10 protein-coding genes are annotated in these 13,619 nt (G+C 47.5%); 5 read left to right on the top strand and 5 right to left on the bottom strand.

Going from position 1 to position 13,619, the window contains the following annotated elements; genetic code table 11:
- Nucleotides 1–31 precede the first annotated feature (31 nt).
- Both OLMES_RS04600 and OLMES_RS04595 read left to right on the top strand, forming a co-directional pair.
- Nucleotides 32–829: an ABC transporter ATP-binding protein gene (locus OLMES_RS04600; protein WP_087460171.1), complete on the top strand. Its 798-nt coding sequence runs from the start codon at nt 32–34 to the stop codon at nt 827–829.
- Between the two features lie 286 nt (nt 830–1,115).
- Nucleotides 1,116–1,433: a hypothetical protein gene (locus OLMES_RS04595; protein WP_087460170.1), complete on the top strand. Its 318-nt coding sequence runs from the start codon at nt 1,116–1,118 to the stop codon at nt 1,431–1,433.
- Between the two features lie 197 nt (nt 1,434–1,630).
- Here the strand turns inward: OLMES_RS04595 and OLMES_RS04590 are convergent, their stop codons facing one another.
- Nucleotides 1,631–2,617 (bottom strand): NAD-dependent epimerase/dehydratase family protein, encoded by a 987-nt coding sequence (locus tag OLMES_RS04590; RefSeq protein WP_087460169.1) that lies wholly within the window; start codon nt 2,615–2,617, stop codon nt 1,631–1,633.
- Nucleotides 2,618–2,802: 185 nt separating this feature from the next.
- Between OLMES_RS04590 and OLMES_RS04585 the strand changes: the two genes are divergently transcribed.
- On the top strand, nt 2,803–3,588 hold the full coding sequence (locus OLMES_RS04585; protein ID WP_087460168.1) for a SapC family protein: 786 nt from the start codon (nt 2,803–2,805) through the stop codon (nt 3,586–3,588).
- Nucleotides 3,589–3,710: 122 nt separating this feature from the next.
- Here the strand turns inward: OLMES_RS04585 and OLMES_RS04580 are convergent, their stop codons facing one another.
- From OLMES_RS04580 to OLMES_RS04565, 4 genes are all read right to left on the bottom strand, one after another.
- Nucleotides 3,711–5,819, bottom strand: a complete 2,109-nt coding sequence (locus tag OLMES_RS04580) for a DUF4214 domain-containing protein (protein ID WP_087460167.1) — start codon at nt 5,817–5,819, stop codon at nt 3,711–3,713.
- 308 nt (nt 5,820–6,127) lie between these two features.
- Complete coding sequence (locus OLMES_RS04575; protein ID WP_087460166.1) at nt 6,128–6,322, bottom strand: DUF6447 family protein; 195 nt, start codon at nt 6,320–6,322, stop codon at nt 6,128–6,130.
- Nucleotides 6,323–6,509: 187 nt separating this feature from the next.
- A complete protein-coding gene (locus OLMES_RS04570) occupies nt 6,510–7,058 on the bottom strand; it encodes a hypothetical protein (RefSeq protein WP_087460165.1) in 549 nt (182 codons plus the stop codon).
- Between the two features lie 13 nt (nt 7,059–7,071).
- Entirely contained in the window at nt 7,072–8,184 is a 1,113-nt protein-coding gene (locus tag OLMES_RS04565) for a peptidylprolyl isomerase (protein ID WP_087460164.1), read from the bottom strand.
- A gap of 252 nt (nt 8,185–8,436) precedes the next feature.
- Between OLMES_RS04565 and OLMES_RS04560 the strand changes: the two genes are divergently transcribed.
- Nucleotides 8,437–10,443 carry a M10 family metallopeptidase C-terminal domain-containing protein gene (locus tag OLMES_RS04560; protein ID WP_087460163.1) on the top strand — a complete coding sequence of 669 codons (2,007 nt, stop codon included), beginning with the start codon at nt 8,437–8,439 and terminating at the stop codon, nt 10,441–10,443.
- A 645-nt stretch (nt 10,444–11,088) separates the two neighbouring features.
- Nucleotides 11,089–13,545 (top strand): PD40 domain-containing protein, encoded by a 2,457-nt coding sequence (locus tag OLMES_RS27900; protein ID WP_157678134.1) that lies wholly within the window; start codon nt 11,089–11,091, stop codon nt 13,543–13,545.
- Nucleotides 13,546–13,619 lie beyond the last annotated feature (74 nt).

Genomic DNA, 13,619 nt, shown 5'->3' with positions numbered 1-13,619 from the left:
AAACAGCACTGGATTCTGCAGGAGAACAACGATGAGCAATGCGTACTTGAGCCTTGAACAGGTTTCTATCGAATTCCCAACACCAAATGGCCCTTTTAAAGCCCTGGATAACGTTAATTTGAAAATTGACAAAGGCGAGTTTATCTCTTTGATCGGTCACTCAGGCTGTGGTAAGTCGACCGTGCTAAACATCGTCGCGGGACTGTATCAGGCCACCCAGGGGGGCGTCATCCTCGATGGGAAGGAAGTAAATGAACCCGGCCCTGAACGCGCGGTCGTGTTCCAGAATCACTCCCTGTTTCCCTGGCTGACCTGTTATGAAAATGTGCGATTGGCAATCGATACGGTATTCAAAAAAACCATGACAAAGCAGGAGCGCCACGACTGGACCCTGCACAACCTTGAATTGGTGCACATGAATCATGCAAAAAACAAACGACCTGCAGAAATCTCCGGCGGTATGAAGCAGCGTATCGGTATTGCCCGGGCATTGGCGATGAAGCCTAAAATGCTCCTGATGGATGAGCCTTTCGGCGCACTGGATGCATTAACCCGATCCCATTTGCAAGACTCCCTAATGGAAATCCAGGCAGAACTCAACAATACCGTAATCATGATTACCCATGATGTCGATGAGGCGGTTCTGTTATCTGATCGAATTGTCATGATGACCAACGGCCCAGCGGCAACGGTTGGAGAAATCTTGAACATCGATCTGGAGCGTCCGAGAAATCGCTTGAGTCTGGCTGATGATGCAACCTATAACCACTATCGTGCTGAAGTGCTGACGTTCCTCCACGAACGCCACGCCAAACCCGAAGCGGCATAACACGCCCTGCGCCAATCCTTCCCCACCCGCCCTCGGGTTTAACCCGAGGGGCTCTCCAGAACAATCGATTCTCCGCAATTCCTGCCTAATTACACATCGAAACAAAGCGTTACTTAATGATTTTTCCCTCTCGCCGATAAATATTTTACCCAGCAAGAATATTCTGCCTTGAGTGGAATCACCTATAGAGGACGATAGGTGCATTTCACAACTAATCCGAATAACGTGGCCTATAGGGCTTAACGTTATGAAAAATGAGTCCTTTTAACACAACGAGAGCACAAACATGAACCGAAATCTGACGCTGATAATGACCTTGATTCTCAGCCTGTACGCCGTAGGTTCCCAGGCAGATATAACCAACCTCGACACGACAACGGTGAGCAACACACCAATACTCATTGCTGAAGCAAACACAATGTCTTCAGAGAAGACAATTACACTTGCACTGAACAAAACCAGTGTTAAAAAATTGTCAAACAAGCAGATCGCGGCCATGCTGCCTGAAGATGCGGATAAAACTAATATTCCCCGTCAGCGCAAAGCGATTAAAATAGGCTTCTACTGGTCAAAATCCAGAAAACTCATTCCTTTGGGAAGTTGAATGGCAATATCACCGGGATACGAGAGATAGCTCACACCCGGACTGTTAACGCTTTAAGGGAAGCGATCCACCCCGACACGTATACTAATGGTCATTCGAACGTGGATTAAGTACTGCTCCACTTTTCGTCTTCCTTACTTTTTTGAATCCTTATCTGGAGCCCGACGGCTCCTTTTTTCGTTTTACTGCTTAATCTGTCATTTTCCTGGATTAACTGAAGCGCACATTTCGGCAATCCCCTCCCGAGTAGACTGAATCGGCATCCAGCACAATGCTTGTTGAGTATCGTGCATATCTATTTCCAAATTTCCCCTCAGCCTCAATACTTTTTCACTCGCAAGTGGCAGCCGCCCCAGGCCTTGCCAGGTCAAGTCCGGCAGGGTCCAAACTTTACAGGGTAATTCAAGCGTCGTCGCAAGCATCCGGTAGAGCTGTTCAGTTGACAATGCTGCACCATCGGAACAGAGGAAAGTGCGGTCTTTTGCATTCGGGTGATCAAGACAACTAACCAGCAGGTCACATAAGTTCGCGACGCTGATCATATCTCGCCTATTGTTGATGCCTGCGAGTGGTACAGGTATACCCGATTGCAAGAGCCGTATCAGTGCAGCGAGATTTCCTTTAACGCCGGGCCCGTATACCAAAGGGGGACGAACAATAACAATCTCCATCCCGGTGCGCCGCCCCAAACGCATCAGCTCCCGCTCAGCCATCCATTTGCTCATACTGTAGGTATCTGGCGGATTGACTGGCTGCGTGGCAGTAAAGGGATCCTGACTCATGTCACCCAGCACTTTTATCGTGCTCACGAAAACAAATCGCTGTACACCCGCTTTCGCCGCCTGAGTTGCCAGGGACAGGGTAAGTGCAACATTATCCTGCCAGTATACGGGCAATAAATCCCGGTGACCTTCCTTAAGTTGATGCGCTCGACCCGCCAGATGCAGCACGGCCTTAACCCCCTCGAACCGCTGTGACGGCTCCAGATACTGGCCAATCGCTTCAATTGTGTATCCGCTTCGCCCTACAGGCGCAGACCCGCTTCGGGAAGGCTCCCGACCTCTTACCAAACCGGTGACATTCTCCACTCCGGTCAGTGCACCTTGGTTCAGCCTGTCCAGCAGAACATCCACTAAGTAACGGCCAACAAAACCCGTAACACCCGTTACAACAATCTTTGACATGCTATTCCTTCCCTCCCGATGGTGGCGCTCCTTGCACGCGCACTGGCGCGGGTGAGCTTCGTTTTCTTTTTAACCATTTAATGATAGACTGCGCGGTCATATTTTTACCGATTCTTGCTAGGCCAAAGACCCTACGCAACCGCAGTTCTTATTTGTAGCAAATTTTCGGAGCATTTAGAGATTCCATGTTAGAGAAACTGTCATTCTTAACCGTAAAAGAACATAGCCGCCTGCGCTTCCAGCCAAAAGTTGATTTCAGCTTTGCCAAAACACAGCACACCTGCCCCTTGCTGGCAACCGAACTGTTTGCGGCAGCCAGCAGCTATCCAATTGTTTTCCCTGCTGAAGGCACCATAATTCCACAAGCCATTCTGTCAGCCAAACCGAATGAAAACAATCTGATCGGTGAGAATGGTGAATGGGTTGGTCGTTACCTGCCACTCCATTTCAGACGCTACCCATTCTTCCTCGGACGCGAAAAGAAATCAGATCAATCTACACTGCTGATAGATGCAGCAGCGCCGCAGTTTGATGAAAAAGAGGGCAAACTCCTCTATAACAAGCGTGGCGATACCTACAGCGCATCTCAAACGCTGAAGGATATCAAAACCAGCTTGATTCAGTTCGACGAGCAGTTCCAGAAAACCCAGGCCCTGTGCAAGTTGCTCAAAAATGCGAATGTTCTTGAACCCGCTAAACTGACACTCACCAATGATGGGAAGAGCCAAACGATTCGTGGCTTTTCTGTTGTTAGCTGGAAGAAGGTTCAGGAACTGGATGATGCGACACTGGCAAACTGGTCTCGTATCGGTTTAATTCAATTGATACACTGCCATTTACAGTCGATCAATGGCATTGCACCCGCACGAAATAAGACCGCGGAGCCAGCTAAAACAGAAGCAAAACCTCAAGCCAAGAAAAAAGTAACGGCAAAAAAAGCCGCAGGAAAAGCTAAAAAGGCGAAAAAATAGCCTCAGCTTCTCCGACACAGGCTTAATAAAAAAAGGCGCTTGAATGCGCCTTTTTTTATTTATTGCAATTTCGTTTCTGCTGGAAAACCTGTCTACCCGGAAGACAGACAGGTTCCACACACTTAACGCTCGGTACACACAACCTGTGCAAAACTCTCATCGGTATCAAAGAATGCCGCATGAGACTGGAAGAAGCAGGATGCCGCTTCATACTCGTATTGCGTCAATTCGCCACCCATCTTGTGACCATCAGCATCAAACAAAGTCGTCATACGGGTCTTGATGCGACCGTCGTGCAAGTATTCGTACATCACTTCCTTGTCGACACTACCGTCTTTTTCCATGTCCCATTTTTCCATGGTGACCTGGCCATTTGCATCAGTGGTATACATCACTTTTACCGAAGCCGATGATGACGTCTCAGACATTGGTGAAATTTCTGAGGTAGTCTCACTTGAGGATACGCTGTATTCCAGGGACTCAAGGAAGTCACTGTCATCATAGGTAAACTCGCCGGAAGTGCTCTCTTTCACTTCAACGCTCTCACCGATCGTCTCGGTGCTGTCACTCATTTCACGCAGAACCACGTTACGGAAATCTTCGTATTCATACTTGAACTCATCCTGACCCGTCGCGTGCGCAACTTTTTCGCCTTCCAGGGTGTAATGATTTTCATCAAACGCAGAAACCCACTCATTTACCCGGTTCTGAGTATCATGGCTGTAAGCAACCTGGCTCACGATTTCCAGTTTCGAGTAAGTTTCATCATCATCCAGCATTTCGGTATAGGTCGCCATGCTGGACTTCAATTTACCCATGGAATCATACGTGAATTCTTCGGTTTCAGTGCCGGCATTATTCTGGTTTTCATCCAGATAAGTTGTACTACGCTCACTGATACGGTAACCCGACTCAATGAATTTGCCCGGATACAAACCTTCATCTTCGTCATCATCACCAATTACAACGTCAGTAATACCCGAGATACGGGCATCAAATACCGTGGCCTGATTTTCGGATATCAGCGCGGTTACACCGGCAACGGCGCCGATCAAGCTGACAACATTCGCATTAATGTCGAAGTTTGCAAAGGTGAAATCAATACCATCGGCATAGAGCTCTGCTTCAGCCCGAGCTGCAGCGCTGATCTGGATACCATTGGTATCGTCACCATCCGAATCCAATGTCAACGCCAACTGGTAGGCATTGGTAATAACTTCATTCTGCTCATTCTGTGTTGCTTCAGGATAGGTTGCCCTAATCACATCACGCACAGTGATGGGCAAACGAGTCGCTTCGATCTGACCTAACACGCGAGTTCCAATTGACATTTCTTCAATTTCAATCCCGCCAGGCAACTGCTCAACACTACAGTTTTTCTTAACACCCAGACAGAATGTGACAACGGATGGCTTGCCACAGACTTCATAATACGAGTACTCACCCGCTGCGCCCGTGGTACCGATCACTTGCTTCTTAATTCCGCCCAGTCCTTCAATCGCTTCACTACTGAACGCAAAACCACCGACACCTTTCAGTTGGCCCGTTTTCTTGACCGGCGTTGTGTTGGGGGAACCATTGTCACAGCTCAGCCCGGTAGTATCCTGCTCCGCCTCACGCTCTGCTGCAGCAACTTCTTCTGCTTCAGCAACATCGTCAGCAATTACCGCACAAGCCTGAGTTTTAGTTTCATCACTTGTGGTAACGGTCGCCAGTACATCCCGAGTCGCCTGCCCATCCAGCTCTACATCTGCATCCTGGGCCAGGGTCACATAGTATTGTGATGCTGCATTTCGATTCGCAACGATGACCTCATCATCACCGGATGCACCATTGAGCACTGCCAATGCAATGCTTTGCAGGGACATAGCACCCGATTCCAGCTCACCCACGTAGAATGCCAAACCTGCCGCGTCAGCATCTCGACCAAAAGCTTGCTGGAACAAATTATTGACCAGTGCTTCAGAAGAGAGGTTGCCAAAGTTACTGGTATACTCCGCTGAATTTCCAAATTCCTGAATAATTCCGGAAAGGTCACCGCCATTCTCTGCCAACTGTTCTGACCAGAACTTCAAGCCGGCCTCATCGGGGGCACGACCATAGAAGGCGATATAAGCGTTAATGACACTGGTTTCTTCTGCTGAAAAAGACTTCGTCGGCTCACAATCTGCATAGGCATTTAATGCGGATATGCACATCAACGCTCCGGCGAGCTTCGAGATGCGTTTCATAATAATTCCTTCTTAATACGAATGGTTTGTTCTAATTCCTGGGTGAATGATCCTGAAGATCGATAGCTTGTTGAGCTAAAGGTCAAAGACCAGCAAATACCTGAGGCGAGTCACTCCGGCGACTCCAAGAGCATGACAAGATGTGCACATCGTAGAGAAGATCCTGCTGAAGCCAGGAAAATCCCCACACATTTGAGGCTTACAGGCTTTACTTGATACTTTTGTTAACTGTTAGAAAGTATACCTTGGGAAGTCGTTGAGTCAATTTTTAAATCGGTTAAAAAAAAACCGCCTTACGGCGGTCTCTTTTATTTTGGCAGATTGTCTACCAGTGCACGCTGGTAAGAGGCTTCAGCCGTCTTCGCAATAGCGATCTGTGCTTGCAGACGCTGAACTTCTGCTTTAGCGAATTGCAGGCTTTGCAGTTGAGCCTTAGCCGCATCGCTCAGATCAGCGATGTTATACTCTTGACCATTGATGCTAATTTTAGCTGGCTGTGTCATTACTTACTCCAATACAAAAAACGTTCATTACGAACCTAGACGAATCGATGTGTTAGATCTGCCTGTCAGCACCGCCGCAGCGGCACATACTCCAAACAGTGCCACATAACTTTTGAGGGCGTCATGATAACGAAGGACGCAAGCCTTGTCCATTGCTCCCCGAAGCCGGTTAAGGTTTGCGCGCGGCCTACTGCATTGTCGCAGCAGATGCGCCAACAACAGACGTAAACGACCATGGGTTCTCGATTTGCCACTGGGCATTTTCAGCCACGCGGATAATCGTCCCCAACACCTTGTGCAGTTCCCCGCGACTTAAAACCATATTCGCCCGCACGGAGCTTTTGTCATCAATGAACCATAACACAACACGACCACCCCGCTCTTGCAGCCGCATTCCGTTAATCAGAAAGCTATCGACCTCCGCGATTTGACTGTTCGGGACAGACTCTGTCGCCGAAGGTACTTGCTGTTGAGCTTTATGGTGCTCAAACCGGGAAACAGCCTGCCGGTTGGAATGCACGACCATATTTTCCTGCTCTGCTTCACCCACGGCCGCCTTTTCATCCCGCTCTTCTAGCCAACTGGATAATTTTGGCAGCATATTATTGACGAATCGGCGGGTCATCCAAGCCTTCAACTCAATGTGGTTTTGATCTTTGTACATTAATGTACAGATACGGTCTTGTACCGGGTCAAACTTAAAAGCCAACCCACTAGACTTAAACACTTCACTCATCGTAGAGCCACACTCACTGAATACGTTCAATTTTTTCAATATTAACCAACGGCACAGGGAAGTTCCGTAACGTTACCGAACCATCATCTGTCGAAACAGTATGGGTGTCGACTTCTCCAATTGTATCAATTATGTCAATCCCACTTTTCACTTCACCAAAGACCGCATATCCAGCACTGGAGTCCGAGTAATCCAAGTCAGTATTATCCTTGAGATTGATATAAAACTGAGCCGTTGCGCTGTCAGGCTCTGAGGTTCGAGCCATAGCCAGCGTTCCCCGAACATTGGACAAACCGTTAGCCGCTTCGTTTACAATTGGGCCAAACGTTGCATTTTTAAGCGCATACTCGCTCGTCACATAACCTGCTTGAATTACAAAATTAGCGACCACACGATGAAAAATGACTTCGTTATAGAAACCTGTGTCAACGTAATTCAAAAAATTATTGACGGAAACGGGCGCTTCCCGGTTAAATAGCTCCACCGTGAACACTCCGTAATTAGTCGTAACCTCAACTTGTACATTTTCCAGTTGGGGAAACGCCTCGATTACGGTGTTCATATCCGCCACAGCTTTTGTCGTTGACTCACTTGTATCATCGACGCTTTCCAGCAACAATTTGCCAGCATCGATTTGCTCTGCACCATAGGTAACATGCTTATAGAGCACTGTTCGGGTAAATACATTCGCGACCGCGATGCGATTCAGAACCGTCATGCCATCACTATTCTCAGAGTCTGCACCGTTGGCAACACTTAGCGCAATCGTCGCCAAAGACATTGCACCGGTATCCAGCTCATTGACGTAAAAAGCCAATCCAGCCGGTTCTGCACTACGATTAAAAAGCTGCAGATAGATATTTTCAACAAGCTGCTCCGAGGTCAGGTGGCCGAAACGAGTTTGATATTCTTCTGAATTACCGAAAACATCAATAATCGCACTCATATCGCCTTGATTGTTGGCCAATTCACTAGCCCAGAAGCGAAGGCCGTTTTCATCACCGGGCCGACCATAATAAGCCACATACATTTTCTGTATTTCATCCCGTAAAGACAGATCTTGAGCGTTAACAGCTGGCACCATCAAAACCAGTCCAACAAGACATGGGATAATTCGTTTAAGCATAATCACCTCTTACTTTTCAGGCGCTAAACATACCATACTTACGAGGTCACTTTGTATGCTTCCGCTTCTAAATTTGTCATATTTTCTAGCGCGCTTGCTTTGTCTCTCACAGGTTTTGTTGAACTTCAAGCCCACGGTTACAATTTTCTACGTCTTTTCAGTACGCGAATGGAGTTCCAAAGACTAAAGTAGTAATGGTACAGCCCATAACCAAATCCTTTTGAACAACTCAAACGTATCCGGGTATTATCAATGGCACAATTATTCACCAGCGACGGAGAGTCACTCGATTTCTCACAACTACCAGGTACTCACTCAGTCTTCGGAAGCTCTGGCGCAGAGGTTATCACCGCCAGCACCTCTGCAGAGGTGACTCTGGATGCCAATGTCGACAAGGTAGTTTTCCCTGAATCCCTCAGTAACTACCTCTTCCAGGTCATTGGGACATCGATTGAGATAAGAACCTTAGAAGGGCAGCTGCTGGTTGATTATTTAGGCCTCAACAACGCGGTAACACTTGAATTCGCAGATCAAACTCTTGCGCTGAATTTGACCGGGCTCAATCAGGCGTCTCTCGGAACCTTCACCCTGGCGACAGATACCCCCACAGCGGTAACAGAAGAGAGTCCGGATACCACTGCCCCCACCATCACCAGTAATCAATCTTTCTCCCTGGAAGAAGGAAATGCTGACGAAACCACGGATATTCTGGGTACGGTCAGTGCCTCCGACGACACCGCTGTAACCGCATTCAGTATAGCTTCCGGAAATGATGACGGTTACTTTGCCATCGATAATAGTGGCAACATCACCCTGACCAGCGCTGGACTCGCAGGGGCCAGCAACGATTTCGAAACCACCCCGAACAGCTTTCAACTTGGTATCATTGCATCGGATGCCGCGGGCAACGACTCAAGCGAAACAGCCATTAGCATCACCATCACCGACAATACCGGTGACAATGGCGGGTCAAACTTGCTTACCCAGGCACAAGCCAAGAGCAATATCGAGGCAACTACGGGAGCCACACCGACCTCAGGGCAAACCAATTTTGTCGCACTGGAAAATGACAGCGACAGCTATTGGCAAACCAGCCAGCTTACATACAGTTTCAACAACACCGCCCCTGCAGAATATGATGCCGAGGACAAAGTCGGGTTTATACCGTTTCCAGATGCGGCAAAAGACCCGGCACGGGATATTTTCACAGCACTGGAAAGCTTCACCTCGCTCAACTTTACAGAAGTGAGTTCAAATGGCGACATTCGATTCAATGCCATTGATATGAGCGGCGGGGTTGATGGTTTTGCCTACTTCCCCAGCAACACAGCAATTGGCGGAGATATCTTTTTAAACAACGAGTACACCACCACAGCCGACTACACAGCCGGCACATCCTCTTACACAACCGCGGTACATGAAATTGGTCACGCGTTAGGACTCGACCATTCATTTGAAGGTAATGTCTTAACCACTAGCCTCGACAGCCTGACCTACACGGTGATGTCCTATACCGAATCCAGAACACTGGAACTGGTTTTCACCGTCAACGGTAATTCCATCAGTCGCTCAACCAACATAGATGCGTCCCCCGACACATTTATGTTTCTGGACATTGGCGCATTACAAGCCATTTACGGTGCAAACCTGAACTACAACACGGGGAATGACACCTACAGTCTGCAATTCAGTGACCGCAAATACCTCTCAATCTGGGATGCCGGCGGGACGGATACAATCGACGTCAGCAATACAACGGGCCCCAGCACAATCGACCTGCGCAGTGGTCAGCACTCCTCTGTCGATACTCGAACTGCAGCAGAACAGGCCGCAGCCACAATCGCAGAAGTGGGTTCACAATTCTCCGATTTCGTGAACAGCCAGTATGCGCAATTTGATGTGGATACCGGAGACTTTGGCGGTATTTACACCGGTGAGAACAACCTCTCCATCGCTCAAGGCGCGTGGATTGAAAACGTATCGACGGGGTCTGGAGACGATACAATTCAAGACAATGCGGTCGACAACGTGATAAGCACCGGCGCAGGTAACGATACCATTCATCTCACAGAAGGCGGCTTTGATACCGTCGACGGCGGAGCCGGAACCGACACCGTCATTTTCGACAGTGCATCCACCACTGTAGCAACAGAACTACAGAACGATGGCAGCTATGTTGTAGTGGGCGCGGACTTTGGGGTGCAACTGACCGGTGTGGAGACACTGCAATTTACGGATACGAGCATGTCGATTGCCTGAGCAGCCAGTTGAGAGCAAAACGAAATGACACAGATGATTGATTACTCAACAGCTTTTTCACTCAACAGACTTGATGAGTTTGCAATACCAGGATAACGCTATCTTGGCAGTGCATCACACTCGACTCGTATCCTTGAGCTTAATCTTGAAAATGAATACAATCGACGACGATTTAATTGATCAATCCTCCGATTGATCAGTTATGTTCATGGACGAAACCGCACTCAAGGAATCGAGTCTTAGGCGCTAAACATTTGCAAACGTCTCGGTGTTGCAAACATCAGCACACTGCCTCACTAGACCAGGCTTACAATTCCTAATTGCTTATACCGCATCATAAGCTCATTTCCTGATTGCTTTCGCTCAACCTCATTCATTTTACTTTCTCAGGGATATGAGATGATTGCCCTTTATAAATTCTGCCACAGAATGTTATTCGGATTCGTCTTCTTGGCGCTATGCAACAATGCTGCCGCAACGGAAGACCCAAACGTAATACTGAAACTCTTCAACTCCACTCGATATGAGATAGGCACTGGACACATTGCGAAAATATATGGAAATCACGAATTCAACCAATTCATACTCGACACAGGAGGAGAGGCCTATTTTACAAGCAGCCCTTCATTAAACGTGGTTTTTTTTATGGATAAAGCCACAAATTTTAACGCATACCATAAAGGTACAACCATTTTTATCCAAGATAATAATGGTACAAAATACCGGGCCCCCGCATTCATGCCGAGCGAGCATAATCCCCAGGTTATGTTATGTTTTGAGGACGCAGCTTATCTCTACTACATTAATGGCTCGTCTATCACCCTGAACTCACTACAACTTTCACAAACACCTCAACCACTCCCTGCTCCTGAAGTAACTTGTAACCTGCTGAGAGAAGGTGATATACGCACTAACTCAACGGGCGATGTAAACAATCCTGATGCAATATTATACCTCTTGGCCCCCACACCTTACTTCTTGCCGGAGCGCAGTGCTACAAAAGTGTACGGGACAAGCTCTGCTAACAATATAAATTTTTTACCTCAAGCCAAAGCTGTACTGAATGCGTTCGCGGGTCAGAATACGCTCGGCTTTTTCGAAGATAAAGTGGATTTTGATATTACCCGATCCGGAACACAAGTGACCCTGAAATCAAAACAAGGAACACTTGCAATTCTGGCTGCAACCCGATCACTCCAGCGGCTGGACTTCCCCGACGAACAAACGGTACTGAGAATAGAGCAAAATGATATCTATTTGGGTGACTCGCCAATTCCCCTACAGGGGCAACCCAATGATAAACCAACAAACTCCCGTAATTTACCATCGATCAATCCGACTGTTAGCGGCACACTTTACTACAATTCACCAGATGCATTTGTGGCCTTTGATCTTGCCCTGGGCACAGATATTGGTCTGGCCCCCAAGTCATACGGTGCCTCGATTCGAAACACAAATGAACTTATTTTAATCGAAAATGAAAAAGGGTATGACGAAAGCGACCGACTCGTTATTCGAGACCAATACGGCTTCGAGAAAAAAAGTTTCCCACTTGGCCTGTGGCAATGGGGTGCTGCGAAAAGCACACCAAATGGGAAATATATTGCACTTGCCCGTAAACCGACGAGCCAATGGCAATCCAAATACGACACCCCGGTTGCGATATTTGATGAAAATGGCAATGTTATAAAGCGTTACTACAATGTTGATTCCTATGACATCAGCGCAACAGGTGAGTTGTTTATGGTCAAATATGGAAACCTCTATACAATGGGCCACGCACCATTCAACAACGGCACACTCCTTACTCACTTTCCGGACAGTTCAGCCCGTAGCATAGAGGTAGACCCCAAAGGTCAAAAGGTGACCTTTTCTGCGGTAGGGGGAGATGGCATTCGTCACATTTATGTTATGAATCTGGACGGCAAACAACTTCGCCAACTCACCACCTCTAACAATGACACCAAGAGTGAAGGCTCGCCCACTTGGTCTCCCGATGGAAATCACATTGCGTTTGTGTATGGTGAATCACTTTTGGGTTGCTTTAATGGCCTTTGTTACTCCGAGTGCCCGAGAATGATCATCACCCCCGCACACAGCAATCAGATCGCAAATATCACGGCCAACGATATGAGTCCGGCTTTTATTCCGTATCAAAGAACCGAACAGGGAAAAATACGGCATACATGTGCATTCTCTCCGCCTAAATGGGGAAAATCTCCTGACTACCCCTACAATGCAGGAACCGTTATCGACGGAGGAGGCGCAAACTATGGTTTGAAAGGCACATTGCTAAGCGCCAGCATTCTGGACTTCAAGTCTCTTGACCTATGGACTGGAGCGAGCAAAAAGGAAAGAGAAAGTGGAGATAGTATCGAGCTCTCACATGACAAAACACACTTTTACGGTTCCTTTGATAAAAGTGGTTTATATGATGTTGAACAAGTTAAACGCTTTGACCTGAACGGGAATGAAACATATCTTTTTAATATCCCGGATCATAATTACGGCCCTACAGCAGCATCACCCGATGGAAAGTATTTGGCTATCGGCCATTACTATCCGGAAGACACGCTTACAATCTACAGTTCAACATTTCGCAAGGAAAATGGTAGAGGATTGGCCCTGAAACGCCTTAGTGGTGAATTTGGCGGATGGCAATGGCGAAATGATGGCAGCTTACTCTATGCTCAACAAAATGCTATTTATGCGCACCCAAAAAGCTTCTTATTCAACGAATCAAGTAAGTTGATTACCCTTCCTGATTCGGTAAAGCATTTGGCACTCAGCCCAGACGAGAGCAAATACGCTTTCAAAATGGGGCTACATATCTGGACGGTAAATGTTAATGGTTCCAATCTGAAACAGTTAACGATTTCCAATGGATATGATAACTACCCCACATGGTCAAATGATGGAAAAGTCATACTCGTAACCCACTTTGATGATGTGAATAGTCCGCGGGTCTATGCTGTTCCAAGTGATGGGGAGCGAGTCTATTTGGGTCACACCAACCTGCCCACTAATGCACGTAGATTATATAGTGCCGAATTCGGCGGTATTCACGCAGCCGCGCGCGGACGCTTAATCTGGAAACAATAGTCCATTCGTACAACTGAATTACTCCACCCAATCCGCAGATGCTACCAGAAACAGGTACCATCTGCGGCACTCAT

It is taken from the genome of Oleiphilus messinensis (genome assembly GCF_002162375.1).
Lineage (GTDB): Bacteria > Pseudomonadota > Gammaproteobacteria > Pseudomonadales > Oleiphilaceae > Oleiphilus > Oleiphilus messinensis.
This window is presented reverse-complemented; position numbering and strand designations above follow the sequence as displayed.

Bases quoted from the DNA above. Each gene is read 5' to 3' on its own strand.
- OLMES_RS04600 (WP_087460171.1), top strand. From the start codon at position 32: ATGAGCAATGCGTACTTGAGCCTTGAACAGGTTTCTATCGAATTCCCA.
- OLMES_RS04595 (WP_087460170.1), top strand. From the start codon at position 1,116: ATGAACCGAAATCTGACGCTGATAATGACCTTGATTCTCAGCCTGTAC.
- OLMES_RS04590 (WP_087460169.1), bottom strand. From the start codon at position 2,617: ATGTCAAAGATTGTTGTAACGGGTGTTACGGGTTTTGTTGGCCGTTAC.
- OLMES_RS04585 (WP_087460168.1), top strand. From the start codon at position 2,803: ATGTTAGAGAAACTGTCATTCTTAACCGTAAAAGAACATAGCCGCCTG.
- OLMES_RS04580 (WP_087460167.1), bottom strand. From the start codon at position 5,819: ATGAAACGCATCTCGAAGCTCGCCGGAGCGTTGATGTGCATATCCGCA.
- OLMES_RS04575 (WP_087460166.1), bottom strand. From the start codon at position 6,322: ATGACACAGCCAGCTAAAATTAGCATCAATGGTCAAGAGTATAACATC.
- OLMES_RS04570 (WP_087460165.1), bottom strand. From the start codon at position 7,058: ATGAGTGAAGTGTTTAAGTCTAGTGGGTTGGCTTTTAAGTTTGACCCG.
- OLMES_RS04565 (WP_087460164.1), bottom strand. From the start codon at position 8,184: ATGCTTAAACGAATTATCCCATGTCTTGTTGGACTGGTTTTGATGGTG.
- OLMES_RS04560 (WP_087460163.1), top strand. From the start codon at position 8,437: ATGGCACAATTATTCACCAGCGACGGAGAGTCACTCGATTTCTCACAA.
- OLMES_RS27900 (WP_157678134.1), top strand. From the start codon at position 11,089: ATGGATAAAGCCACAAATTTTAACGCATACCATAAAGGTACAACCATT.